The following is a 25118-nucleotide window of genomic DNA, read 5'->3' as shown; positions in this document are numbered from 1 at the left end:
TTTGCAACCTGAATAAATGGATCATAATTGCCATAGGCAGCCATTCCACGTGTAATTAAATGAACTTGAGTATTCGGCATTGGTTGGCAGAACGCTACATCGAAATTAGTCAAATTAGAGGATTTTCAGCAGGACAATTGGCAGGGATCGCCTACCGTATTGTTCAGGATATGGAGGTCAAAAGTCTTATGCCTTTTGATCTTTGTCCTCTGGTAGAGGTCTTAGAATTGCCCTTGGATGCTTGGGAAGATATCAGCGTCATTGCCCAGTTGACAGAAAGCCTGTTACGTAATCTCAGCCAAAAAAAACCTTTAAAACGTAATGAAGGCACATGGTTAGCATTTCAAATTGCCTATCTCCAGGCTTTGCGAGTAGTTCTAGATCAGGAAAAAAGTTTGCAAAAACCCTGGTTAAACCGAGCAATCCCCTTATTGTCGGATAAGGAGAGAAGTCCGCTCGCCGGACGCCGGCGAGCGTCGGAACTTCCCTACGGGACGCTACGCGAACGGAAGACAAGGGGGCAAGGATTTAGCATTAACTCTCCACCTCTTCCTATAAAACCCCTCCAAGATGCTCAATTGCTGGGATTGCTGAAAACTCTTAGCCCAGGTAAATTGACTGATACTCAAGCTGAACAAGCACTGTCTTCAGTTGCAGACTCATTACTGGTGCAACAAATGAACAATGCTGTTATTGCTTGGTTGGTCGCCAATGGTGCGGAGGAACCCGAAGCTAAACTGATAACCCAGCGTTTAGTCAACTCACTTGCTGGTCACTTACTGGTGGTTGTTAGCGAGAATGCCGCCTCTTTAGCACAACTGCAAAAATTTGTCCAGTTGGGAATTTCTTCTCCCAACTCCATCATCCCAGGAGCATCTTCTGGCTCTACAGTGGGGGAAAAAATTGACTTGTACCGGGAATATTACCGAGCAAGTTTGCTTCAAAGCCTTAGTAATCCATTACTCATAGAATCCTTTGCACTTAAGGATATTTATGTACCGCCCACAGGTTTGCCAGTGGAGGAAAATAATTCTGAGCAAGATAAAAAAATTACTAAGCCAGTCGATTTAAAGGCATGGGCACAGCAACAGCTAGCTGATTTAGAAACTATTGCCGTAATTGAGTCGGAACCTGATTATGGAAAAACCAGTTTTTGCCAAATTTGGGCGGCACAGGTGGCACGGGAACTTTATCCTACATGGATGCCCGTATTAATTAGTCTGCGGGATGTAACATACGGTGATTTAGCTCAAACTCTGAATTCTGCTTTTCCTTTTAATTTAGATACAAACCTTGCAACTTGGTTGGAGCAAGACAGTCCTAAGTGTCTGTTGCTGCTGGATGGCCTGGATGAATTGCCTGCTTCTAGTCAGGGCATAAGAGCAAAGGCGATTTTTATCGAGCAGTTACTAAACTTACAGTCTCAGCGCCGACACAAGATTGTGTTGACGAGTCGGTCAACGACATTGCAAGAAATCTTCCCTAGACTGTCACTGCCATTGAAGCGAATTACCATTCAGCCGTTGGAGGTAGACGAACTCAAACAATGGTTTCAGCAGTGGGCAATAGTACAATCTTTGCCTATCGCTCAAAACTTCTTTACCTTTTTAAAACAGGCAGGATTATTTGCTAGTCCATCAAAGTTCCCAGAAATATCTACTCTTCTGCGTCAACCCCTGATGCTGCATTTGCTCGGCATTTTGCACCGTGATGGACTATTAGATGAAGAACTATTACAAGCTGGTAAAACTAACGCCGCGCTGCTATGGGAAATTAACCATCGCTTGAGTCGATGGTTGTTGGGTTATCCACTAACTGGCGGTATTAAGACGATGCTACTGCGCTCAGGGTCAGATCATATCCACAGGACTCCAGAAGCGATCGCTAATTTACTCGCTGGTCGTCATCCCCAAGATTTACTAGAGCAGATGCGAGCGATCGCTCTTAAAATTCTACACTCGCAACGCCATCAAATCAATTTAACTGGTAAATTTCATACCTTACCAAGGTTTTACTTTAAAACTCAAGATTTCAAATCCTCACGCAGAGGCGCGGAGGCGCAGAGTTATTTAATTGAGTTTTCACATATCAAGTTAGGAGAATATCTTTGTGCTGAGGCTCTTGCTGCTGAGTTAGAGATGTTAACTCAGCGTCAAGAAGATGCTTACGGTACGTTCACTTTCGTTCTTGATTCTCCCAGTAGTGTGGCTCAGCACCTTTATAATTTACTCGGTTACGGCATCCTCAGCGAGGAAGTTGAAGAACTCGCCTTAGAGGGGTTGCGACGAGGTCAAAACCACCAATTTTTGTTTGAAGTTTTGTTTCAACGTCTTTTGCTTTTCTGGCGTGCCTACTGTCAAGGCCGTTGGTTAGATGAGGGTATAGCGCACAAAGCTTTGACTTATTTTCACGCACTGCAAAACCCTGTTAATGTCGAGCAGGTAAATGCTGCGGTGGGACTAAATGTATTTTTATTGCTTTGTGCTTGTTACCGAGAAGTAAAAGTCCCCTTTTGGCCTTGCGGCAATCCAGCCATTTTGACAGAATTCAACCCAGAAGCGTTGAGCCTGTTGATTGCTAGGACAGATGTTTTACACAAGAATGCCTTCGCAACCCGAATGCGCTCAAAGTCTTTAGCTGGACTCAACCTATCGGGAGCCTCTTTGTTGCAAGTTATGTTAACTCAGGTAAATCTTGAGCAGGCAAACTTATCCAATGCGGAATTAATCGGGGCAAATTTGACTGGAGCAAACTTGAAACAAGCAAATCTCGCGGGTGCAAACCTAGAAAGAGCAAACCTTGCAGGTGCAAACCTCCAACAAGCAAATCTCGTAGGCGCAAATTTGCAACAGGCAAACCTCATGGGGGTAAATCTTAATTCAGCCAATCTCACCCATGCCTGTTTATTTGATGCTATTCTCACTGAAGCTGACAAAGAATTTGCCACCACCAATGGTGCTCTATTCTCCAAAGAGCAGTTTCAAAAACTAAAATATATGCGTAGTTTACCGCCGCAGTCATCGCAGCAGTCCCTCTTAAACATTTATAAAACCACGGCAAAAATAGATTTTAAATGGGACAAGCCCCCTAATATCGGAATAATTGAAAGCTCAGAAGGAATGATTTTGCCAGTAGATTTATATGATGATGATGCCGACGATGAAACGGTTTTTAGCACTAATCCCATTGATGATAGTGATGGATATTAGTCAACAGTCAACAGTCAACAGTCAACAGTCAACAATAATTTAGTTATTTTCTCCCCAGTTCCCAGTCCTTAACTTTCTTGTACATTGCGAGAGCCGTAAAAGTTAATACTGTAATCAGTAATCCGCACTCCTGTTTGTTCTTCAATTTTGCGGATAAAATCTTCTGGCAGTTCTACATGCACATCGAGAATTTGATTTGTATCCAAGCAGTGGACATGACTATGAGAGTCACTGATATTGCCGTATAAACGCCCGTCGCAGCGTTCAATAGACTCAATGATGCCTTGACTGGATAATGCTTCTAAATTTTGATATACAGAGGTGTGACCGATCTCTTTACCTTGTTGGTTCAAGCGATCATAAATCTCTCTAGCAGAAAGATGTTCATTTGCTTGCCAAAGTAATTCTAGAATAAAACGACGCTGGCGGCTGACGCGCATACCTAGTATTTGACACCGCTCAAGAGCATCTTCTAAGGAACGAATTGGTTTTGTAGAAATTGCTTGTTTTTGCATATTACAGTTTGTTAACTGTTGGGAAAATTTTTGTGTTTCAATTTTGAATGTTTATTTTATATACGCAAGAATATTGAACACCAACTTTTCACCTGTACTTGCGTTTCTGCTTATAATGCTGCGGAGGTCACAAGTTGGGGCGATAATTCTTTTTGCTTCTTGGCGTTGCCTTGTTACACCCTAATCTAAAACAAACTCATTACAACTTTAGCTTAAAATTGTTGTTAATGTCCACCTGAATGCAGGCGTTGCCCTTGTTAAAGCTGGCAAATTTTGTGTTAATCATTTAGTAAAACTTCTTTTAGAACGCAAGATCAGATTCAAAAATTACTTCGTTTACCGTGTGCTTAGTAAGTTGAAATACGTGGTCAAAAGCATAACTACTTACTTGTATAATCAGAACTTTCAGTAATATTTATCTTAATTTTGCGTTGCAGAAAATGTAGCATCAATCGCTGAAAGCTGCTACTGTGGATTCTCGATCATCCTATTAAGCATAAAGAAAGTAGCTGCTGACTCTATGACAATTGCGATCGCAATCAATAATAACTCCATTAACAATCTAGATTTGTCGCCTGCACAAACTGTGATTGACCAACTGCTGCAAGAGGGAGCCGCATCCCATGAACAGCAGCTACGCTTTGACATAAAATACGATTTGGAACCTGGCGATCCACGTGAACTCTCAGAAATTCCAGAAGTGCGGCTGTGGTTTGTTCGCCTAGATGCCAAATATCCCTGGTTGCCATTTTTACTGGATTGGAAAGCTGGGGAATTCGCTCGTTATGCCGCCATGCTTGTACCACACCAGTTTAGTTCCCAAGAAGGCATTCAATACAATCCTGAAGCATTGGAAATCTTTTTGATGCACAAAATCTTTATTTTAGGTGATTGGCTCAAACAGCAAGGTATTCCCAGTCTATCGCGGCTGAAATCTATGGCGCAAATGCTGGGTTATGAATTAGATGATGCTTTATTTGAAATATTTTAAAAATTATTGATAAAAATGAGTAAGAGCAAAAATGGGTTAACTGTTAACTAGATGAAAACAGACACGATAATTTTACATAATTAAAGGTATGGTTTACCAATAATTTGTAATTTATTATGCTCAGGGAAATTGATAAAAATCTTTGGGTTGCTGAACAACCATTGAAGTATTTTGGGCTTAGCGTTGGCACAAGAATGACAGTTATCCGCCTTACAAATGGTGAACTAGTCGTTATCTCTCCCATCCAAATTGATGAGGCAACTATCCAGCAACTTAATCAAATTGGAGATGTTACCCACATTATTGCTCCAAATCTCTATCATTACCTATTCACATCTAACTTTAAAACTTATTACCCCAAGGCTACGCTCTGGGCTGCACCTGGTCTGAAGTCAAAAATACCTGAACTTCCCATTGATCAAGTGATTAAAGAAAATAAAAACAGTTTTTTAAATGAAATTCAATATTTATTCTTTGATGGTTTTAGAACTTTTGGTTTGAGTGGGCCTGATTTACTAAATGAATGTGTATTCTTTCATATACAAAGTCGTACCTTGGTATTAACAGACACAGCTTATCATTTTGATGAAAGTTTTCCGCTGATTACGCAATTAGCAGCTAGGGTAATTGGAGGATACAAAACCCTTAGCCCATCATTGTTAGAGAAATTTTCTACAAGAGAAAAAGATAAGGTAAAACAATCCGTAACAAAGATACTTGCTTGGGACTTTGAACGAGTCATTGTAGCTCACGGTAGCATCATTGAGAACAATGGTAAGCAGAGATTTAGAGAAGGGTACGAGTGGTTTTTGGATTTATCCTTGAATACCACAGTCTAACTTATCAAAACATTGCTAAAAATAGCTTAAAAGTGCATCCTCTAGTTAGTACTCGAACCCTATGCCTACTTTTTTGATGCACTTACTTGACTACGCTGGTTTTTTTGGGGTATGAATTTTTCTCTGTCACAAGCTGTTTGAAACTTTTTGAAAAACTGCTAGTTTAGCCACCCCAGATTTTCTCCAAAATTGTATTGGGTGCAATGTCTGCTATTTTGCCCGTAGGAGATTTAATGGCAAGGAATTTATCACTTTTTGGCAATACCTTCGCTGGCTCTGTCGAACCAAATAAGGCAATGGTATAAGTTTGTGTTGCTACGCTCAGATGCAATGGCGCACTATCAGTACATAACATCAAACTTGCTCCGGGAATTATGGCAGTTAACTTGCCGATATCATCTGGGGAAGTCACCTTAATATCTGGAGAGTACTGCACAAGCGATCGCACAAACTGCTCGTTATCAGGTTCTTTAATTACCACCACAGGCAGATCTGGTTGCTTGTGTTGTAAGTCTTGAATAATCTGCTGCCAATTCTCAACAGGATAAACATTATCCAGACCTTTAGCCTGAGATAACTGGCTAGAACCGACATGAATCAAGATATAGCCTGTTTCTTGTACCCCTAAACGTTTCTGTTCTTTTTGTGCCCATTCAATATCTGGTTTCAGTACACTTACCGTTAACTCTGGTACAGGAGTTTTGATACCCAATGGTTGCAGCAAATCATGGTATGTTGCCGCCGTATACTGAGATGTTTTAAACGGTACAGAGCTGGTAAGAAAAACCGATCCTTTGCCTTGATAGCCAATACGTGTGGGAATTCCCGTTAACCAGAGTAAAAGACCAACTAACCAGCTTTGTCCAACAGCAATAGCAACATCGTACTCGCGATCGCGAATCGCGCCCACTAGGTTGCTCCAATCTGCCAGACTGTTACGGTCTTTGTAATCAAAGGTTACTACCTCGTTAACTGACTTGCTCACCCGGTAGGCAGCCTTTGACCGGGGTTCCACAACGACATCTATCTGAGCGTCGGGGTAATAGCGCTTTAGGTCATCTAAAGTCGGAAAGAAGAGAATTTGGTCGCCAATTCCGCCAGGGACAAGAGCTACTACTCGCATAATATTTATTGATGCTTACTCGCTCCTTATTTTAGGGGAAAATATATAGCTTAAAGATTGAGGAATTCTGTGTATTTACTAATTCCCGCAGCTGGAATCGGAAAAAGAATGGGGAGTAACCGCAATAAACTCCTGCTCACAGTGCGATCGCAGCCAATTATTGCTTGGACTCTCAAAGCAGCAGTTGCAGCAAGTAAAATCAGTTGGATAGGAATTATTTCTCAACCAACTGACTGGCCAGACTTCAAGGTAATTCTCGCTGACCTAAAGCTGACTAAACCAGTGGAACTGATTCAAGGAGGCTCCACCCGCCAAGAATCAGTTTATAACGGCTTGCAGGCGCTACCAGCAGATGCAAAACAAGTATTGATTCACGATGGAGCTAGATGTCTTGTTACGCCAGATTTATTCAACTCTTGCGCTCAAGCCATTTGCCAATGTCCCGGTTTGATTGCTGCTGTGCCGGTCAAAGATACGATTAAAGTTGTCGATGACAATGGCATCATTCAGAGTACACCAGACCGACGGCAACTTTGGGCGGCACAAACTCCCCAAGGATTTGATGTCAAATTATTAAAACAGTGCCACGCCGAAGGTGTTCGTTTGGGTTGGGAAGTAACTGACGATGCTGCTTTATTTGAAAGGTGTGGCATTGCAGTCCAAATTGTCCAGGGAGAGGAGACAAATTTGAAAGTGACTACTCCCCAAGATTTAGCGATCGCAGAATTTATCCTTAGAAGCAAAGGTTTCTGACTTATTTGACATTTTTGGATAAATAGGATATAATCCCACACACTTGAAACTCGTCTTTTGTCAGGTGTCAATTGCAAATGACTAACGACTAAATGATTACTGCCACAGCGACGAAGATAGAAGCGATTCTCTATTTAAAGGGTAAGCCCTTGTCGCTCGGCGAAATCGCCGAGTATGCCGCGTGCGATCGCGCGACAGTTGAAGAAGGCATGATTGAACTAATAGACAACTATGCCCGCCGAGATAGCGCCCTAGAAGTAGTAGAAACCCCAAATGGTTACAGTTTGCAACTGCGGTCTGACTTTCACGACTTAGTGCAAACGCTGATCCCAGTCGAATTGGGCTTAGGGGCATTGCGGACTTTAGCAGCGATCGCCCTCAATAGTCCCATACTTCAAAGCGACTTGATTAACCTGCGCGGCTCAGGAGTATATCAACACGTCCCGGAACTCGTCGAACTCGGTTTTGTGAGGAAACGCCGAGACAGCGATTCTCGCTCCTACTCACTTCAAGTAACCTCAAAATTTCATCAGTATTTCCAAATCGAGCAACTCCCGCAAATATTCTCCACCAGCCAGAAAGAACAGCAACTAGAACTAGAACTAGAGCTAGAAGCAAAAGCAGAATAAAAAGAGTGGGGAAGATGAGAAGGTCAAGAGTCAACGGTCAAAAGTCAATAACTATCTCTCCTCTGCTCCCCCTGCTCCCCCTGCTTCCCCTGCTTCCTCATCTCCTCTTCTAGACTTAGTACCCGTGGTGAATGCGCTACCCTTGTACTATGGTTTAGAGTAGAATTAGCAACTAAGCTAAAAAAAACTGCCAATGGTGTTTAATCCTGACTTTCTGAATGACAACTCTGAGGAACACCCCAATCAACTTCTGAACGACCACTCTGAGGACTACCCCAATCAGTTGCTCAAATATTTACAGCATCAGTCTCCTGATGTTTTAGCCCGCGTAGCTCAATCTGTAAGCCCCGAAATTAAACAAATTATTTCGCAAAATGTCCAAGGGCTAGTGGGAATGCTTCCCGCAGAAAATTTCAATGTGCAAATTACAACAGATCGGGAGAACCTAGCTGGGCTTCTAGCATCGGCGATGATGACGGGGTATTTCCTGCGCCAGATGGAACAAAGGATGCAGTTGGAGCATTTGTCTAACAATCAATAGTTAACAGTCAAAAATCTTTGATTTATTGGACTATTGACTGTAAGCATAAACTCTTAATTACTTTTTGGGATAAGCCCCTGACTGCACTTTGAAGGTTTGAATTTTTCCACTGCGGTTGACTTCGATCGCCAGGATATCTCCGACTGAACTAGACTCGACCAACTTCTGTACTTGGGCTGAGGTTTTGACTGCTTTACCGTTAACTTTTTGAATAATATCTCCTGGGAGCAGTCCGCCTCGCTTGGCTGGAGAGTCGTCTAAAACTCCTTTAATCGCAATTCCAGCATCCTGCTGAATGTTGAGCTGATTTTCTTGATTAATTTGCTGTTTTTTGGTTGGAGAAAGGTCTGCCATTTCAATACCCAAAAAAGGATGTTCTACACGTCCTTTGGTAAAAAGTTCGCTAGCAATGCGGGCAGCGGTTTCAATTGGGATAGCAAAACCAAGTCCTTGAGCATCAGCGCGGATAGCAGTATTAACGCCAATCACTTCTCCTTGGGCGTTTAATAAGGGCCCACCAGAATTACCAGGGTTAATTGCAGCATCAGTTTGGATAAAGCTAACTCGCTTATCTGGAACACCAACTTGAGCGCTAGTGCGATCTGTAGCGCTAATGATGCCAATGGTAACAGTATTATCTAAACCTAAGGGATTGCCAATTGCGATCGCCCACTGTCCTGGTATCAAATTTTGCGAATTGCCTAGCCTCACTGTCGGCAAATCATTCGCTCTGATCTTCACAACTGCCACATCTGTTACAGCATCGACTCCTGCCACTCTACCCTCAAAAGTGCGACCATCTTTGAGGGTGACTTGTACTGTATCTGTGTCTGCCACCACATGAGCGTTGGTCAGTAATTCCCCATTTGCGCTCAAAATAAATCCTGAGCCTGTACCGCGTTCAATTCGTTCTTGGGGAATTGGTTGCTCATCCTCTCCAAAGAATCGGCGCAAGAGGGGATTTTTTAAAGCGTCAGAGATGGGATTTGCCACTTTACGGGTGGCATTAATCCGCACCACTGCCGGCCCTACTCTTTGCACTGCCGTAGCAATAAAATTTACATTATCGCCTCCAGCAGTTCCCATCGAGCCGTTGACTGGATTAGGAACTACATACTCTGGAGGCGAAGCCATTGTGACATTTTTCAGCCGCCGAAACAAGTTATTTTGCGGTAGCAGATAGCGGCTGCCAAACAAACCTGCACCGCTGCCAATCGTCAGTAAAGATAGATAAATAGCTAGTTGCTTTAAGGATAAATTCATAACTATTACGCTTAAGGACAGCAATGCAGTTGCTAATTTCTAAGTGTAGTCAAGCAAACGGCAAGTGGACAGGTTAATTTACATAAGAATTGACAGGATTTTGGATGAAGCATTGGGGATCACAAATTATGGTTGGGGGAGAGGCTTGAGGTGATAGGACAATGCCTTGTGGTTAAGGGGGAAGGGGAAAAGGGGAAAGGCTGAAATTTATCCCTTACCCTTTAACTCTTAACCTTTTCCCCCTCTCAAGAGTCTTCAATCCCCAATCTCCCAGATCTTAAATTCCCCATCTAAAATCTAAAGTTAACGCCCTTTTGACGTACATACATGACTTTACCCTATCGTCAACTATTTCTCTGTAGCTTAGTCAGCGCTTTGGGGCTAGCATCCATACTACCAGGCTTGAACAGCGCCGACGCTGCTGTAGGGGATTGCCCAACTCCAGCCTTATCTCGCTTCCAACGCCATAAAGTTGCTCGTGGCGAAACTTTGGAGAGCATAGCTCAGCGCTATAATCTCGTTCCTACAACTATTATCGGCATGAATCCAGCTTTGCAAAATGGTGCTGTTGCTGTTGGTAGCATACTTCAGATTCCTCCCTACAATGGCATTGTTGTTGAAGTACCTCGTGGTCAAACTTGGCGACAAGTGGCAACAAGGTACAAAGTTCGTGCTGATACATTGTTTGAGGTGAATGGCTGCCAAAAAGACCCCAGAATTGTATTTGTTCCAGGGATAAATTGGTCGCCGAATGGTTCTATAACTAAGTCTCCCTCGCCTACTAACACAGGAACGCAAAACCGTGTCCCACTAGCTGGTTATCCCTTAGCACAAGTGACAACTGTAGTATTACCTTATGGCTGGCAAATTAATCCTGCTACAGGTGAAGTTTTCTTCCATAGCGGCATTGATTTGTTAGCAACAGTGGGTACTTCTGTAGAAGCGATCGCTCCTGGAACTGTAGCCTTTGCTAATGACCAAGGTACTTACGGTAAATTGGTCATCATTAATCACAGTGGTGGACTCCAAAGCCGCTACGCCCAGCTTGACAGTATCAAAGTTACTGTTGGTCAGCAAGTCAAAAAAGGAGATTTAGTAGGAACAGTAGGAACTACTGGAAAACCAACTGCCAATCAGCCCCATCTCCATTTTGAAGTACGTTCTAGCTCATCTCTGGGCTGGGTAGCAGAAGATCCAAAGGGTTATTTGAAGAAATGAGGTTTGTTTTAAAACGCATAAGCGTTTCGCCTTCCCGTAGGGTAGGAATGCAGGGGTAAGCACAAAGGAGCGCAAAGAAAATCTTTGTATTCCTGTGGGTTAAAAAAATAATGAGATAGGTTCGGTAGCTTTTATTATGTGCATTCCTGCCTCTGCAAACCTTTTAAATGCCGCATCTGCCTGTTCTGTGTAGTCTACAACACCGGGAACGACAACAGGAGAAGTGCAATCTTCTAACAGATAGATTTTTTGAGCAAGGGTAGCATCTATCTGTTTAATTTCTGTTAATAAATCCTCGATTGTCCAAGCAACGCAATGACTTTTAGCTTGACCGCCAATAATTACGGCATCAAATTCTAAAAGTTGTTTAATCAGACCTATGTTCTTTTGAGCAAGTGGACGTTGCTCAAAATCCTCCAACACCTCTGGACGTAAAATGGAATAGTTTTCTGTTAATGGACTCTCTCCTTTGATTTCAAATTGCGTCTGACTTTGACGAGCAATACAGTGGAAAAATATTGCTTCTTCCACAGATGAAACTAAAGCATGACCAATACCACCCAACATAGAATGATAAGGCCAAACAATGAGAGGATATTTACCATCTTTACTTAGTTGCTTAACGTAGTGGTAAGCATGTTTTTCTAGTAATTCATAATCTCCATTAGTAATACTATTAGCAACTGCTGGATTAACTTTCCATATACCTTTTTCAATGTCTATGGGAGTAATACTAGTAGCTGCTGGAATGGGATGTTCTCCAGCGGCGTTAACCCAAAAAATAGGATGGAAAATTTGCGTTGCTGTGTGGGTATCGAGTGTGGGTACAATAGTTGTAATTTTCCCCAAGTTATGATAGATAAATTCACATAATCGCCGATTATCATTTACCGCCCCAGTCCCAGATTTACCTCCTACAAATAATTCAAATCCAGGAATGCAGAAGGTGTTTTGCACATCAATTAGAAGTAAACAAATGCGGGTTTTGTCAAAAGATGACGGTTGGATGTCGTTTTGTTTCGTCCATGCTTCAGCTTCCGCTGCTCGTTCTTGGTAAGGTACGCGCCAAACTTCACCCACTTTTTCGGGGTTAAAGTGTTGAGGAATGGATAGTTGGGTTGTTATTTGGGTGTTCATATAAAATCTGTACTTAATTTTCTAATTATTAGGCTTGCCTTAATTAAAAATAATGGGGAATTTAGTAAACATCATCGTGGAAATCTAAAGTTAGTAACAAAATTTCTTCCTCTCCTGATTCAGGATTTGTAACAAATTTAAATAAAAGTCGGACTCCAAACCAAATTTTTCACTCGTCCAACTCCGCCATCAAATCTGCAACTGAACCTCGCCAGACATTACCCTGAACATAATCACGCTCTGCTTGGGCGATTTCTGTTAATAAGTCATCCCGTCGCTGTTGTTTGAGACACTTTTGGATAATATCTACAAGAATAACCTGAGCTTCTGGATCTAATGCTTCCACCGCTTCTATAGCTTTCTGGAATGTCGATGTTTTTTCTAGCATAAATGTTAAACAATTTAATGATAAGTTTAATTTAGCTGGTGATGAGTGCGATCGCCTCTAATCCTCTTCGCATATGCACATATTTATAATAGTAGATTGGTATTATTTTAATATAGATTTAGCATCATCTAAACTTTCCAACATCGCCAACCGTTCATCAAGCCAATCATCGTTAAACCATCCATAAGGTAAAACATCACCAACTGCATTTGTACTAATTCCCATTACCCAAATATGTGCAGCTTTAATAAATATAGGAATTGATGCCAGTTCAGACTGATTCAGTTTACGAATGGCTTGATAACCTTCTACAAAACTGTTTCTGATAGTAAGATTTATCTTCATTCTTAGTGCTACGTGTAAAAACTTTGCAATGTCAAAAGCACGCCAACCATAACCGCATTGATCAAAATCAAATAATGTTGGTTTGTTGTTATTTGTAAAATGAGTATTACCTGAATGCACATCACCAATGCAAATTCCATACTCTGGTGCTGAAAAAGATAGGTTTATTACTGTAAGTTGGTTTTTAATTCTGTCGATTTGTTGCTGAAGTAAATCCATCTCCTTTTTTCGGTTTTGGTATAGAGGTGTAATTGATACTATTGACCAATCAAGTAAGTATTCGTTATTTAATGTGGGACGACTGAAACTACTTTTAAAAATATCTAGTGTTTGATGAATTTCTGCCAGTACCTTGCCCAAAATATAACTTTGTTTAGTATCCAGCTTGTCATTAACTGCGTGTCCAGGTGCATAGGAAAATATAGCCACATAACGTTTACCCTCCGGTGCAGCGATTTCTGTGGTAAAACCGCCGTCAATTCTAGCAATAGGATAAGCAACTGGCTGCTTTTGCTCATGCAGAAATGCTAGTAATTCCAGTTCAAAATCAATATCTTGCTTATTTCTCCAACCACGCCGATAAACTCGCAGAATATACTTTTTTTCCTCAGCTTCCACCAAATACGTATCATTTAGCCCTCGCTTGATTAACTTGCAGCTATGAGGTTTGTTAATTGGATACTTGTAAAGTACAGTGGCAATCAAAGCTGCACCGCTAGGAATTGAATGAATTACAGGTATGAAAGGCGAACTCATAGAATTATCAGCACTGCTAATAGTATTTATAACTCAGTAGTCAAGCCATAACTTCTCTGCGAGACTAAGGCGTAGCTTGCTTCCCCGTAAGAGTACGATAAGCTTCTCTTTTCTACGAGAGGCTGCGCCAAGGGGGTTTCCCAACATAAGTAAGCTAACGCAACCCACGCCACTCAGTTAAAACAACTTTAAAGTTACATATCTTTGAGAGATCAGAAAAACTTGTCAATCTGTTGGTTGTCTCTCATTTAGTATCATTCTCCCTTTTTTTTCTACATTAATCGTCCAAAAAAGCCCTACCTGTGGCAATCTGGGAAACAGAGATTTATCAAATCAGATATTTTAGCTACAGCAAATTTACTCAATCAGGTTATGCAAACTCTGCCCACAGTAAATACTTCAAATACCACATCAAGTCAATCCACTTTTGACACAACTATCAAGCGGCGTAAAACCCGTCCTGTAAAGGTGGGAGATGTCACCATTGGAGGTGGCTACCCCGTTGTGGTGCAGTCGATGATCAATGAAGACACTCTTGATATTGATGGTTCCGTGGCTGGTATTCGTCGTCTGCACGAAATTGGCTGCGAAATTGTCCGCGTCACAGTGCCGAGTATGGCTCACGCAAAAGCGCTGGGAGAAATTAAACAAAAATTAATTAAAACTTACCGAGACGTGCCAATTGTGGCTGATGTACATCACAATGGCCTGAAAATCGCTGTGGAAGTCGCCAAACACATAGAGAAAGTGCGAATTAATCCGGGTTTGTATGTGTTTGAAAAACCAAATATTAATAGAACCGAGTATACTAAAGCCGAATTTGACGAGATTGGCGAAAAAATCCGTGAAACCTTAGAACCTCTGGTAGTTTCTTTACGTGACCAAGGTAAATCTATGCGAATTGGAGTAAATCACGGTTCCCTCGCAGAAAGAATGCTATTTACCTACGGTGACACGCCAGAGGGAATGGTGGAATCTGCCATAGAATTCATTCGCATCTGTGAATCTTTGGACTTCCGTAACTTAGTAATTTCTATGAAAGCCTCGCGAGTACCCGTGATGGTAGCCGCCTACCGCCTAATAGCCAAACGCATGGATGACTTGGGGATGGATTATCCGCTGCATTTGGGTGTCACCGAAGCAGGTGATGGTGAATATGGGCGAATTAAATCTACAGCTGGTATTGCCACATTACTTGCTGATGGTATTGGTGATACAATTCGCGTGTCGCTCACAGAACCACCGGAAAAAGAAATTCCCGTTTGCTACAGCATTCTGCAAGCTTTAGGATTGCGGAAGACAATGGTGGAGTATGTAGCCTGTCCTTCTTGTGGACGTACTCTATTTAACCTTGAAGAAGTACTACACAAAGTCAGGGAAGCTACTAAACATTTGACAGGGTTAGACATAGCGGTTATGGGCTGTATTGTCAACGGCCCAGGAGAAATGGCGGATGCTGACTACGGCTACGTGGGTAAGACACCGGGTTATATTTCTTTGTATCGTGGCAGAGAAGAAATTAAAAAAGTCCCAGAAGACAAAGGTGTAGAGGAATTAATCAACCTAATTAAGGCAGATGAACGCTGGGTAGAACCGTAAAAGGATTGGGGACTGGGGGCTGGGGACTGGTGATTGGGGATAAGGAAAAAAGAATAATTGCTTTGTCTTTCGCTGCTCCAGCTTCTTCACTTCCTCCTTGTCTCTTTTCAAGAGTCCCATGCCCAATCCCTATAAATTTTGTAGTGGCAACTATTAAGGTAGCCTGATTGTCAAGCAATTTGTTTAAATTAAGAACACATGCTTAGTCTGTACAGTTTACCCTGTGTTAGATTGAGCATACTGACTATAAATTTTCCCTCTGACACAGCTGTCATTATGGTGATTACAAAAAGTAGGCTTGTTTTGGGTGCTACGGCAGTGACACTCTCCACAATTGCTGTTACTAGTCTTGGCATTCACTCGCGAGGTCAGGCTTTATTTAAAGAAAGTCCTAAGGCGTTGGTGGATGATGTATGGCAAATTATATACCGAAATTACGTAGACGGCACTTTTAATCAGGTAGATTGGCAGGCTGTTCGTAAAGAATACTTGGGCAAGTCCTACAGTAATCAGCAGGAAGCTTATAAGTCCATCCGGGAAATGCTCAAAAAGCTAGAAGACCCATATACCCGGTTTATGGATCCGCAAGAATTCAAGAATATGCAAGTTGATACCTCTGGAGAACTGACAGGGATTGGTATCACAATTTCTCAGGATGAAAAAACAAAGCAGTTGGTTGTAATTGCGCCAATTGAGGATACGCCAGCTTTTAAAGCTGGGATTTTGTCCAAGGATGTCATCCTCAGCATCAATGGCAAAAGTACTAAGGGAATGGATACTAACCAAGCGGTATCACTGATTCGAGGTGAAGCCGGAACGCAAGTTAGCTTGATGATTCAGCGTAATGGTCAAACAAGACAGTTTGACATTAAACGGGCGCGGATTGAAATTCATCCGGTACGCTACTCCCAAAAGCAAACTCCAGCAGGCAACATTGGCTACATTCGCCTGAATCAGTTTAGCGCTAATGCTGGCAAAGAAATGCAGGACGCCATCAAAGATTTAGAAGCAAAACAGGTATCTGCATATATTCTAGATTTACGTGGTAATCCAGGTGGTTTGCTATTCTCTAGTGTAGAAATTGCTCGAATGTGGCTGGATAAAGGTACAATTGTTTCTACTATTGACCGTCAGGGTGAACAAGAGCGCGAAGAGGCCAACGGCAGAGCTTTGACGAATAGACCAATGGTGGTGCTGGTGGATAAAGGTTCAGCCAGTGCTAGCGAAATTCTCTCAGGAGCGTTGCAAGATAATAAGCGTGCCACTGTGGTAGGAACTCAAACCTTTGGTAAGGGCTTGGTACAATCAGTACGTCCCCTGGAAGATGGTTCAGGATTGGCGGTAACAATTGCTAAGTACCACACTCCTAGTGGTAAAGATATTAACAAACATGGTGTTGATCCAGATGTCAAGGTGGATTTAACCGATGCCCAACGACAGGACTTATGGCTTAATGAACGTGACAAAATCGGTACATTAGCAGATCCTCAGTTTGCTAAAGCAGTGGAAATATTACGTAAAAAAACTGCTGTTAGGAACACCACCACGCCAGTAAACAATTAAATATTACAAATTAAGCATTGTGAATTTATTGGGGTTGGCACTTGCCAGCCCTAATTAATCCAACGCGACGGGCGATCGCTTCCTCTTGCGAAGCCAAAGGCCCCCACTGTTCTATAATCTCTGGATTATCGTCCTCAATTTGGTCGCTGGGGAGAATTTCGCAATTTCCATTAGGACGCTTGACAATATACCAAGTTTGTGTATTTTCTATCATAATATTAACAACTAAGTTTAAATCTTACCTGTTATTTTACGCTGCGATCGCCATGTCTAATTCCTTGCTGTCTGACACTGGCTCATACTCCAGCAGCCGTTCCCACTAAATAAAGACCCGCAAAATCTAGAGAAGCTCAGGATTTACTTTCCAAGTCGAACGTTTCAATTAGAGTATCACCGATGTAGTCAATAGTCATTTGTCATTTGGGTTTACAAAAGACAAATGACAAATGACAAAAGACAACCCTAATGGTGTATCAACTCCGAGCGATACCTTCTTCACGTGCTGCGCGTTGCACAGCCGCAGCTACAGCGGTGACGACACGCTCATCAAAGACTGAAGGAATAATGTGTTCGCGAGTCAAGTCTGAAGGCTTGACTAAGGAAGCGATCGCACTTGCTGCTTCTAGATACATTGTGGTGGTAATCGTCTGTGCCCGACAATCTAAAGCGCCACGGAATACCCCAGGAAAAGCTAGGACGTTATTGATTTGATTGGGGTAATCGCTGCGACCAGTAGCCATGACAGCTACAATTTTGCTGACTAATTCTGGCTGAATTTCGGGAATGGGATTTGCCATTGCAAAAACAATTGGGTCTTTCGCCATCGATTGCACCATTTCTAATGTCAAAACGCCTGGTACACTGACGCCGATAAATACATCTGCTCCTTGCATTGCACCCGCCAGAGTTCCCTGAGCTTTCACCGCAAATTCGCGCTTTTCCTCTGTTAGGTCAGTGCGACTGGTTGAGATAATCCCTTTAGAGTCGCACATCCAGATTTTTTCTGCTCCAGCCTTGCGGAGTAACCGAGCGATCGCCACCCCAGCCGCCCCAGCACCATTAATCACAATGCGGATTTCTGCCATTGACTTATGCACCAATTTCAGAGCATTAAATAATGCTGCTAAGGTGACAATCGCCGTACCGTGCTGGTCATCGTGAAAAACGGGAATGTCTAATTCTTGCCGCAATCTCTGTTCAATTTCAAAGCAGCGAGGAGCAGCAATATCCTCTAAATTCACACCGCCAAAAACTGGAGCGAGATTCTTGACTGTCTGGACAATCTCATCTGTATTTTGAGTGGCGAGACAAATGGGAAAAGCATCAAGCCCAGCAAATTCTTTGAATAACATCGCTTTACCTTCCATGACTGGTAAAGCCGCAGCAGGGCCAAGATTGCCCAATCCTAAAACAGCGCTGCCATCGGTAACAATAGCTACGGTATTTTGCTTAATAGTTAAGTTGTAAACTTCTTCAGGGTCTTGAGCGATCGCAGTACAAATCCGACCGACTCCCGGTGTGTAAGCCATTGCTAAATCGGAAACACTTCTTAGGGGAATTCTACTAGCAATGCTGATTTTGCCACCGCGATGCAAATTAAAGGTGCGATCGTAGACACTTAGTAACTTAATATCTGGCAATGCTTTCACTGCTTGCACAATCGTCTCAGCGTGCTCGGTACTAGCAGCATCAACAGTAAGATCGCGGGTAGACTCGTTACGAGTTTGCTCAATTAAATCAATTTGACCAAGATTACCACCAGTAGTGGCGATCGCCTGCGTTACCGACGCCAACATCCCTACACGGTTGGGAATCTGCAAGCGGAGTGTCAAACTAAAACTAGAATTAGGAGTTAGGTCTGCCATGTTGATTTTGGATTTTAAGTTTTAGATCTTACTATTGAATTGATTGGTAAAAATCTAGACTAAAGCTAAAATATAGTGTTTTTTTTAGTAAATTTTAAACTCTTAGGGTGCGTTCACGCAGCTTAACGCACCTTTGCCAATTAGTAAAACTTTACACAAAACATTTTTAGCTTAGCAAAATCAAGAGATAACTCTTGTACAGAGCTAAAAACAAAAGCGATGGAGTGCTTATAGTTTGTGATGGTTTGTATACATTCTCAGTTGCTTGTAGTGGGCATTGCAATGCCCATCCTATTGTGGTTTATTCTTATGAAACCCGCTTTAAGTTACAAATAAAAATCACTAGTTGCCTACTGTAAGATAAGTATAATTAGACATAAAATAAAATCCTAGTTCGTAAGTGAGATTCATCGCTCAAAACAAGGATTATCAGGACTAAAGTCCTTACTACAAACTTTAATTTATTTGCACCTAGCTACTTAGAAGTATTTTGCTTCATAATTACTACTCTACAATTGACTTTAAATTCTCTTATGTTGAACTAATCAAAGTCTTTTGTACTCTTCCATGAGATACTCCACCTATGTATGTTAGACGTTAAATTTTGGTCAACCTCATAGGCTAACTAATATTGTTCACAGCGCTATTTGCGTGACTGCAAAGCCATCTTGACTTTGAGCAAAATCGCTCTTATCAAACTCAAGAAATTGCAAGCTAAAGAACTGATGGAGAAATGCCAAGATGCAGAGGTGGTTCAGCCGCACAATTCATCGATTGAGTGGAACAACGGTTAAACTCATTCTCTTAATGGGTGCATTTCTCGTGCTTTGGGGAATGCTTGCGCCCGTCAGTACCATCGTCTGGTGGCTGAATCAAACTGCCGAGAGTTTAGGATTGGAAAACGAGCAAGAAAAACCGGATGTCTTGCGTCAAGCTTCTATTAATGCTCCAACCTCGAAGATTGATTGCTATATCGTTTTTCTTCCAGGGGTGGGAAATTTCTCACCGGATGAGATTACGCAGGGCGAAAGGTATTTTATTGATCAGCTTGCTACACGGCATCCTAACTGTGTCGCGGTGCGAGATGTGTTTCCTTACTCGGTGGTGAATCAAGACCTCGGCAGTCAAAAGTTTTTAGCTCCGCTGTGGCAAGCCGCTAAAGAAAGCGACGGATTATTCGGAAATGTTTTGATTCAAGTGCGTAATCTGTGGCGGTTTGCCATTTCAGCCGACGATCGCTACGGCCCGGTTTATAACTTAAGCATTGCTCGCACAATTATAGACCGCATGAATGCCGCGCATCCCATTGCTCCCTTTGATCAACCGATTAACTTAATTTTGCTCAGTACGAGTGGTGGAACTCAAGTTGCGTTGGGTACAACGGCTCACCTGCGGGAATGGATTAACGCTCGCTTAACGGTAGTATCAATCGGTGGCACATTTGAGGGCAGAGCGGGATTTGATGATGCAAATCACGTTTATCATTTGTACGGCGATCGAGACTGGGTGACAACGCTCGCTCGCGTGGTTTTTCCTGCACGGTGGAATTGGGTGGTTGGCTCTCCCGTTAATCAAGCTAGACAGCAAGAACGCTATACCGTTTGCAATGTGGGTTCTCAAGAACACTCTGGAGCCGAAGGGTATTTTGGGAATGCCATTGCATTCAACAACACCTCTTATCTAAGGCAGACCCTAGAGCAGGCTGATCAGTTGCCGATCTGGTCAATTGATCAGCCACTCACTTCTAGCTGTCCCTCTCAAAAAGGTTTCCTTAAAAAGTGATAAGCTGTTATGCATTTAAATTGCACATTACCTCGACATTAAGGTTGACTGTTAACCGTTAACTGTCAACAGTTAACAACTACAAAGAGTAGTTATGCAATTTAGACGCGCATTAGCCTACAACGTTTGAACTACAAGAAAGAAGAAATCAGTTGATTTAGCTAAGACTTGAGACTTAACCGTGAATCGCTGGTGCTTGCAAAGCTACAGGTATCGCCTCACCCGCAGCCAAATCCAGCGGAAAGTTGTGAGCATTGCGCTCGTGCATCACTTCTATACCCAGGTTGGCGCGGTTTAGGATATCTGCCCATGTATTGACTACATGACCTTCGGAGTCAAGTATTGAGTTGTTGAAGTTGAACCCGTTGAGGTTGAACGCCATCGTACTGATACCCAATGACGTGAGCCAGATACCAACTACCGGCCAAGCAGCTAAGAAAAAGTGTAAGGAACGCGAGTTGTTAAAGCTGGCATATTGCCAGATTAACCGCCCAAAGTAACCATGAGCCGCTACGATGCTATAGGTTTCTTGTTCTTGACCAAACTTGTACCCGTAGTTTTGAGATTCACTTTCAGTCGTCTCCCTCACTAGAGAGGAAGTTACCAAGGAACCGTGCATAGCACAGAACAGCGCACCACCGAACACCGCAGCTACACCCAGTTGATGGAATGGGTGCATAAGGATGTTGTGCTCGGCTTGAAACACGAACATGAAGTTAAAAGTACCGCTAATGCCCAGAGGCATCCCATCAGAAAAGCTACCTTGACCAATTGGATAAATCAAGAAAACAGAAGTTGCAGCAGCTACAGGAGCCGAGTAGGCAACGCAAATCCAGGGACGCATCCCCAGACGGTAGCTTAACTCCCATTGACGACCCAGCCAGCAGAAGATACCAATGAGAAAGTGCAAAACAATGAGTTGATAAGGCCCGCCGTTGTAAAGCCATTCATCCATTGAAGCAGCTTCCCAAATTGGGTAGAAATGCAAACCAATGGCGTTAGATGTGGGTACAACAGCACCAGTGATAATGTTGTTGCCGTATAACAAAGAACCAGAAACAGGCTCTCGAATCCCGTCAATATCGACGGGAGGAGCAGCAATAAAGGCAATGATGAAACAGATGGTAGCGGTTAACAGGGTAGGAATCATTAAAACCCCAAACCAGCCGATATAAAGCCGATTATCGGTGCTAGTAATCCATTGACAGAACCGATCCCACAGGTTCCCGCTTTCGCTTCTTCCTAGAGTTGTGGTCATGGCTATGTTGTTTATAAGTTGCTGACAATAAATGTTCCCAATTCTGAGAAATTGAGAGTTAAGCTGTTTTCAAAAAGTTTCGTGAAATACCTTCTCCCTAATCGCCGGAAATCTTTTAAATGACCTCACACCAAATGACTAACTTCCCCAGGGAGACTGTGTGAAAAAGGGGAAAATTTTCCGGCTCCTAATATCACGTTTTACATGAATTTGTTAGATATTTCAATTTGTTTTTATTAAGTTTTACTAAGCCAAAGATTGAACAAACTCAGCGTATTCTATTGAATTCAACCCTTGGTGGAGCACTGCTAAAACTTCCGTCATATCTATTGTAATTAGTGAGGTAAAAGCCAACTACAAACTTGGAAATACCCGGCTCTTAGCAAGGAACTGAAGTTCCTTGCTAAGAGCAAAAGTCATCTGAAGATGACTAAAATATCCCCAAAAATCTTTAGTCTACTTTAGTAGACTTTCGCTATTAGCTAGAGAATTTATTCTCTGGCGGGTGAGGAGGCAATACGGTTCGGTTAAGATCCCCCCGCCTGCGGCGACCCCCTTAAAAAGGGGGTAAAAGAGGATTATAAGCCCCGCTTGGAAAGGGGGGTTGGGGGATCTCTAGGGCAAAATATCGCTAGTAAAGCTATTTTTAGCTGAAGTTGACACCAATGGGCAATGCCGTGCGTCTACTACGAGAAATCTATATGTATCAAGATTTTCGTGAATTGGTATTACGCAAAATTATGAAAAAAGCCAGAATAGAATTAGGGTAAAGTATACACAACAAACTTTGCTGGCAATTTTCTAAGCTCGTCCTGCTAGGTGTGCAACTAGCAATGCCAGTTGAACTGGCTCGACGGGTTTAGCAATGTGCATTTGAAATCCAGCCTTGATCGCCAGTTGTCGTTGTGCCTCACTCGCATAGGCAGTCAACGCGACGGCTGGAATTTGCCCTCCGGCTTGTGCACTGAGCGATCGCACTTGCTGGATCAGCCAGTAGCCGTCTTCTTCTGGCATTCCAATATCGCAAATCAGCACGTTGTACCGATTGGGAGCTTGATTGAGAGCGGATAGAGCAAGTCTTGCGGATGCCACGGTCAGCACTTGTGCCCCATAATTTTCTAGCACAGACTTGTATAGCTCACAGGTATCGATTTCATCATCGACGGCTAAGACACGCAAGCCTGACAAAGAGGGCACAGCCTGACTTAAATCATTCATAGAGGCTGCAAATGCAGTCGGTTCTAAATCGCTCGACGATGTCAATTGGGGCAGATCTCGCAACGGCAACTTGACGGTAAACGTCGCCCCTTGTCCCTCACCCGGACTCTGTGCCCCAATTGTGCCACCATGCAGTTCAACTAGATGCCGCACGATGGACAGCCCCAGCCCCAGACCTGCTTTCGCTTTAGTGGTGCTGGAATCTCCTTGGCGAAATCGATCAAAAATGTACGGCAATAAATCCGCTGAAATACCTTGTCCTGTATCGGTGATTCGGATTTGAGCCTGTCTTTGGACAGATTCGAGTGTAATTTCAATCCGTCCGTTCAATGGGGTGAACTTAATGGCGTTCGATAGCAAGTTCCATAGAACTTGCTGTAAGCGATCAGCATCGCCGACCATTGTTACAGAATTTAACGATGAAACGATTTGAATATTTTTTGCTTCTGCTGATAATTGAATAATGTCAATTGCAGCTTGCACACTTAAGCGCAAGTCGAGCGGACGGATGTTAAGCCGAAGCTTGCCGTTCATAATCCGAGAGATATCCAGGATATCTTCAATCAGTTGATTTTGTGCCTTGGCACTCCGTTCGATCGCTTCTAAGGCCTGAGTCACTTTCTCTTCATTGAGGGTGCGGGTGCGGAGCAGTTTTGACCAGCCCAGCATCGTGTTTAAGGGATTACGGAGTTCATGGGAGAGGTTCGAGAGGAATTCATCTTTGGCTCGGTTGGCAGTTTCCGCTAACTGGCGAGCTGATTGCTCTTGTATCAATAGTTGTCGTTTAGCTTCAAGCTGCTGGTGCTCGGTAATGTCTTCAATCGACAGCAAAATCATCGCAGCGTTGTCTTCTTGTCGCAGCTTGCAAGCATTGATCAGCATTGTTTTTTGTCCAATGCGCTCAAACACATGCTCGATCTCAAAATTATGAAGCTGACCATCATTCACCAGGATTTCTTCTAAAAGCGATCGCAGTTGGGGGAGATTCCACTGTTTATTGCCTAACTCAAAGAAAGATAATTGAGAGGTTTCAGCAAGAGAAACCTGAAATGTTTCGTAGAAAGATTGATTGGCGGTATTCACCCGCATCTCGGTATTTAGCACAACTAGAGGGATTTGCACCGTTTCAACGATCGCTTCTGCATAGTTGCGAGCTAACTCTAACTGGGCGGCATGACCTTTGAGTGCATCAATATCAAGGAAAACCATTGTCACCCCATCAATTTGGTTTTCTGTAGTGCGATAAGGACGAATGCGGAGAGCATACCAATAGCCTGCTTGCGTTTGCACTTCCTCTTCTTTGGTGTTGAGCGTTTCCAGCACCTCCAAAATTATCGATTCTAAGTTGGGAACGTCAAAATTGGTACGGAGGTCGCTAAAAGGTCGCCCGACATCGGTGGGAATGAATTTGAAGAGGCGCTGTGCTGCGGGTGTAAAGCGGCGAATTCTCAAATCATTGGTCAGCATGAGAATCGGCACACTGATGCTGTCAACAAAATTGTTTAAGTCGCTGTTGTCTCGGTTTTGTTGCAGATTGCGGCTGCGAAGTTCGTCGTTAGTTGTGGAGAGTTCTTCATTGGTCGCTTGAATCTCTTCTTTAGCCGTTTGGAGTTCTTCATTGGTGCTTTGTAACTCCTCGTTGCTTGATAGGATTTCTTCGTTCGCCACTCGCAGGCTTTGGTTGAGGTGATTTTGTCCCTGAATCACCGCTTGTAGATGCGCTTGAGCCGAAAGTTCTCTTTGGGTCGCGGCTGCTAGTGCTTGACGTAGCTGGATAATTTCACGCTCTAAGTCTTCCGGTCTCTGGCGTTCAGCTGTGGTGGAAGTAAGGGGAGTGAGGGTCGGCGAAACCGCTTCAAAAATCACCAGAAAATAGAGCGCGTTAGCGTTTGCGATCGCAGGATGGAATGGAATCACTTCCAGATTCAGGAGAATTGAGCGCTCACCGGATTCAATCTGAATTTGTTCTTGTCGGATCGAAATGTTTTGGGTCTGAGCTGAATGGCACTAAGAAAAGCTCTAAGCTATGCTCCATAATGATTACAGGCATTTATGCGATTAATGAGTCAAGGAGTAGCAGCGATCGCGATTTTTTGTAGGTGTCGTGAATATAGGTGCTGTGAAAT

The 25118-nt window shown here is 42.9% G+C and carries 20 protein-coding genes; 10 read left to right on the top strand and 10 right to left on the bottom strand.

Annotation, left to right across the window (positions count from 1 at the left end; translation table 11 throughout):
- Positions 1-59 precede the first annotated feature (59 nt).
- Positions 60-3209, top strand: a complete 3150-nt coding sequence (locus FNW02_RS26045; protein ID WP_191760386.1) for a pentapeptide repeat-containing protein — start codon at positions 60-62, stop codon at positions 3207-3209.
- 68 nt (positions 3210-3277) lie between these two features.
- Here the strand turns inward: FNW02_RS26045 and FNW02_RS26040 are convergent, their stop codons facing one another.
- Positions 3278-3724 (bottom strand): Fur family transcriptional regulator, encoded by a 447-nt coding sequence (locus FNW02_RS26040; RefSeq protein WP_191760385.1) that lies wholly within the window; start codon positions 3722-3724, stop codon positions 3278-3280.
- A gap of 520 nt (positions 3725-4244) precedes the next feature.
- Between FNW02_RS26040 and FNW02_RS26035 the strand changes: the two genes are divergently transcribed.
- The gene (locus FNW02_RS26035) at positions 4245-4715 is read left to right on the top strand and encodes a CRR6 family NdhI maturation factor (RefSeq protein ID WP_191760384.1); all 471 of its coding nucleotides are present in this window, start codon (positions 4245-4247) and stop codon (positions 4713-4715) included.
- Positions 4716-4831: 116 nt separating this feature from the next.
- On the top strand, positions 4832-5554 hold the full coding sequence (locus FNW02_RS26030; protein WP_191760383.1) for a DUF4336 domain-containing protein: 723 nt from the start codon (positions 4832-4834) through the stop codon (positions 5552-5554).
- Between the two features lie 163 nt (positions 5555-5717).
- Here FNW02_RS26030 and FNW02_RS26025 read toward each other — a convergent pair whose 3' ends face one another.
- Complete coding sequence (locus tag FNW02_RS26025; protein ID WP_191760382.1) at positions 5718-6677, bottom strand: glycosyltransferase family 9 protein; 960 nt, start codon at positions 6675-6677, stop codon at positions 5718-5720.
- Between the two features lie 69 nt (positions 6678-6746).
- On the opposite strand from FNW02_RS26025, the gene ispD reads away from it, so the two are divergent.
- The 3 genes from ispD to FNW02_RS26010 all read left to right on the top strand — a co-directional run bounded on the left by ispD (position 6747) and on the right by FNW02_RS26010 (position 8600).
- Positions 6747-7430: a 2-C-methyl-D-erythritol 4-phosphate cytidylyltransferase gene (gene ispD / locus FNW02_RS26020; protein WP_191760381.1), complete on the top strand. Its 684-nt coding sequence runs from the start codon at positions 6747-6749 to the stop codon at positions 7428-7430.
- A 92-nt stretch (positions 7431-7522) separates the two neighbouring features.
- Complete coding sequence (gene scpB, locus FNW02_RS26015) at positions 7523-8059, top strand: SMC-Scp complex subunit ScpB (protein WP_191760380.1); 537 nt, start codon at positions 7523-7525, stop codon at positions 8057-8059.
- Between the two features lie 193 nt (positions 8060-8252).
- Entirely contained in the window at positions 8253-8600 is a 348-nt protein-coding gene (locus FNW02_RS26010) for a DUF760 domain-containing protein (protein ID WP_191760379.1), read from the top strand.
- A 57-nt stretch (positions 8601-8657) separates the two neighbouring features.
- On the opposite strand, the gene FNW02_RS26005 is transcribed toward FNW02_RS26010, so the two are convergent.
- Positions 8658-9863, bottom strand: coding sequence for an HhoA/HhoB/HtrA family serine endopeptidase (locus tag FNW02_RS26005; RefSeq protein WP_191760378.1), 1206 nt, complete (start codon positions 9861-9863; stop codon positions 8658-8660).
- A 327-nt stretch (positions 9864-10190) separates the two neighbouring features.
- Here FNW02_RS26005 and FNW02_RS26000 point away from each other — a divergent pair, with 327 nt between their 5' ends.
- Positions 10191-11081, top strand: a complete 891-nt coding sequence (locus FNW02_RS26000) for a peptidoglycan DD-metalloendopeptidase family protein (protein WP_191760377.1) — start codon at positions 10191-10193, stop codon at positions 11079-11081.
- 99 nt (positions 11082-11180) lie between these two features.
- On the opposite strand, the gene FNW02_RS25995 is transcribed toward FNW02_RS26000, so the two are convergent.
- From FNW02_RS25995 to FNW02_RS25985, 3 genes are all read right to left on the bottom strand, one after another.
- Positions 11181-12218 (bottom strand): cysteine hydrolase family protein, encoded by a 1038-nt coding sequence (locus FNW02_RS25995; protein ID WP_191760376.1) that lies wholly within the window; start codon positions 12216-12218, stop codon positions 11181-11183.
- 169 nt (positions 12219-12387) lie between these two features.
- Positions 12388-12606: a hypothetical protein gene (locus FNW02_RS25990; protein ID WP_191760375.1), complete on the bottom strand. Its 219-nt coding sequence runs from the start codon at positions 12604-12606 to the stop codon at positions 12388-12390.
- Positions 12607-12708: 102 nt separating this feature from the next.
- Entirely contained in the window at positions 12709-13707 is a 999-nt protein-coding gene (locus FNW02_RS25985) for a homoserine kinase (protein ID WP_191760374.1), read from the bottom strand.
- Between the two features lie 372 nt (positions 13708-14079).
- Here FNW02_RS25985 and ispG point away from each other — a divergent pair, with 372 nt between their 5' ends.
- Both ispG and ctpC read left to right on the top strand, forming a co-directional pair.
- Positions 14080-15306, top strand: a complete 1227-nt coding sequence (gene ispG / locus FNW02_RS25980; protein ID WP_191760373.1) for a (E)-4-hydroxy-3-methylbut-2-enyl-diphosphate synthase — start codon at positions 14080-14082, stop codon at positions 15304-15306.
- Positions 15307-15582: 276 nt separating this feature from the next.
- Positions 15583-16869 (top strand): carboxyl-terminal processing protease CtpC, encoded by a 1287-nt coding sequence (gene ctpC / locus FNW02_RS25975; RefSeq protein ID WP_191760372.1) that lies wholly within the window; start codon positions 15583-15585, stop codon positions 16867-16869.
- A gap of 25 nt (positions 16870-16894) precedes the next feature.
- Here the strand turns inward: ctpC and FNW02_RS25970 are convergent, their stop codons facing one another.
- Both FNW02_RS25970 and FNW02_RS25965 read right to left on the bottom strand, forming a co-directional pair.
- Positions 16895-17083 (bottom strand): DDE transposase family protein, encoded by a 189-nt coding sequence (locus tag FNW02_RS25970; protein ID WP_191760371.1) that lies wholly within the window; start codon positions 17081-17083, stop codon positions 16895-16897.
- 259 nt (positions 17084-17342) lie between these two features.
- On the bottom strand, positions 17343-18734 hold the full coding sequence (locus FNW02_RS25965) for a malic enzyme-like NAD(P)-binding protein (protein ID WP_191760370.1): 1392 nt from the start codon (positions 18732-18734) through the stop codon (positions 17343-17345).
- 741 nt (positions 18735-19475) lie between these two features.
- On the opposite strand from FNW02_RS25965, the gene FNW02_RS25960 reads away from it, so the two are divergent.
- Positions 19476-20516, top strand: coding sequence for a hypothetical protein (locus FNW02_RS25960; RefSeq protein ID WP_191760369.1), 1041 nt, complete (start codon positions 19476-19478; stop codon positions 20514-20516).
- A gap of 175 nt (positions 20517-20691) precedes the next feature.
- Here the strand turns inward: FNW02_RS25960 and psbA are convergent, their stop codons facing one another.
- Complete coding sequence (psbA, locus tag FNW02_RS25955; RefSeq protein WP_191760368.1) at positions 20692-21774, bottom strand: photosystem II q(b) protein; 1083 nt, start codon at positions 21772-21774, stop codon at positions 20692-20694.
- 801 nt (positions 21775-22575) lie between these two features.
- The gene (locus tag FNW02_RS25950; protein ID WP_348535447.1) at positions 22576-24909 is read right to left on the bottom strand and encodes an ATP-binding protein; all 2334 of its coding nucleotides are present in this window, start codon (positions 24907-24909) and stop codon (positions 22576-22578) included.
- Positions 24910-25118: the final 209 nt, after the last annotated feature.

Origin of the sequence: Komarekiella delphini-convector SJRDD-AB1 (assembly GCF_014831675.1) — a bacterium.
Taxonomy (GTDB): Bacteria; Cyanobacteriota; Cyanobacteriia; order Cyanobacteriales; family Nostocaceae; genus Komarekiella.
The sequence above is the reverse complement of the archived record's forward strand: the minus strand, read 5'-3'. Positions and strand labels throughout refer to the sequence as shown.

Bases quoted from the DNA above. Each gene is read 5' to 3' on its own strand.
- FNW02_RS26040 (WP_191760385.1), bottom strand. From the start codon at position 3,724: ATGCAAAAACAAGCAATTTCTACAAAACCAATTCGTTCCTTAGAAGAT.
- FNW02_RS26000 (WP_191760377.1), top strand. From the start codon at position 10,191: ATGACTTTACCCTATCGTCAACTATTTCTCTGTAGCTTAGTCAGCGCT.
- FNW02_RS25985 (WP_191760374.1), bottom strand. From the start codon at position 13,707: ATGAGTTCGCCTTTCATACCTGTAATTCATTCAATTCCTAGCGGTGCA.
- ctpC (WP_191760372.1), top strand. From the start codon at position 15,583: ATGGTGATTACAAAAAGTAGGCTTGTTTTGGGTGCTACGGCAGTGACA.
- FNW02_RS25965 (WP_191760370.1), bottom strand. From the start codon at position 18,734: ATGGCAGACCTAACTCCTAATTCTAGTTTTAGTTTGACACTCCGCTTG.
- psbA (WP_191760368.1), bottom strand. From the start codon at position 21,774: ATGACCACAACTCTAGGAAGAAGCGAAAGCGGGAACCTGTGGGATCGG.
- scpB (WP_191760380.1), top strand. From the start codon at position 7,523: ATGATTACTGCCACAGCGACGAAGATAGAAGCGATTCTCTATTTAAAG.
- FNW02_RS26045 (WP_191760386.1), top strand. From the start codon at position 60: ATGAACTTGAGTATTCGGCATTGGTTGGCAGAACGCTACATCGAAATT.
- FNW02_RS26005 (WP_191760378.1), bottom strand. From the start codon at position 9,863: ATGAATTTATCCTTAAAGCAACTAGCTATTTATCTATCTTTACTGACG.
- FNW02_RS26030 (WP_191760383.1), top strand. From the start codon at position 4,832: ATGCTCAGGGAAATTGATAAAAATCTTTGGGTTGCTGAACAACCATTG.
- FNW02_RS25960 (WP_191760369.1), top strand. From the start codon at position 19,476: ATGCAGAGGTGGTTCAGCCGCACAATTCATCGATTGAGTGGAACAACG.
- FNW02_RS25990 (WP_191760375.1), bottom strand. From the start codon at position 12,606: ATGCTAGAAAAAACATCGACATTCCAGAAAGCTATAGAAGCGGTGGAA.
- FNW02_RS25970 (WP_191760371.1), bottom strand. From the start codon at position 17,083: ATGATAGAAAATACACAAACTTGGTATATTGTCAAGCGTCCTAATGGA.
- FNW02_RS26025 (WP_191760382.1), bottom strand. From the start codon at position 6,677: ATGCGAGTAGTAGCTCTTGTCCCTGGCGGAATTGGCGACCAAATTCTC.
- FNW02_RS25995 (WP_191760376.1), bottom strand. From the start codon at position 12,218: ATGAACACCCAAATAACAACCCAACTATCCATTCCTCAACACTTTAAC.
- FNW02_RS26010 (WP_191760379.1), top strand. From the start codon at position 8,253: ATGGTGTTTAATCCTGACTTTCTGAATGACAACTCTGAGGAACACCCC.
- FNW02_RS26035 (WP_191760384.1), top strand. From the start codon at position 4,245: ATGACAATTGCGATCGCAATCAATAATAACTCCATTAACAATCTAGAT.
- ispG (WP_191760373.1), top strand. From the start codon at position 14,080: ATGCAAACTCTGCCCACAGTAAATACTTCAAATACCACATCAAGTCAA.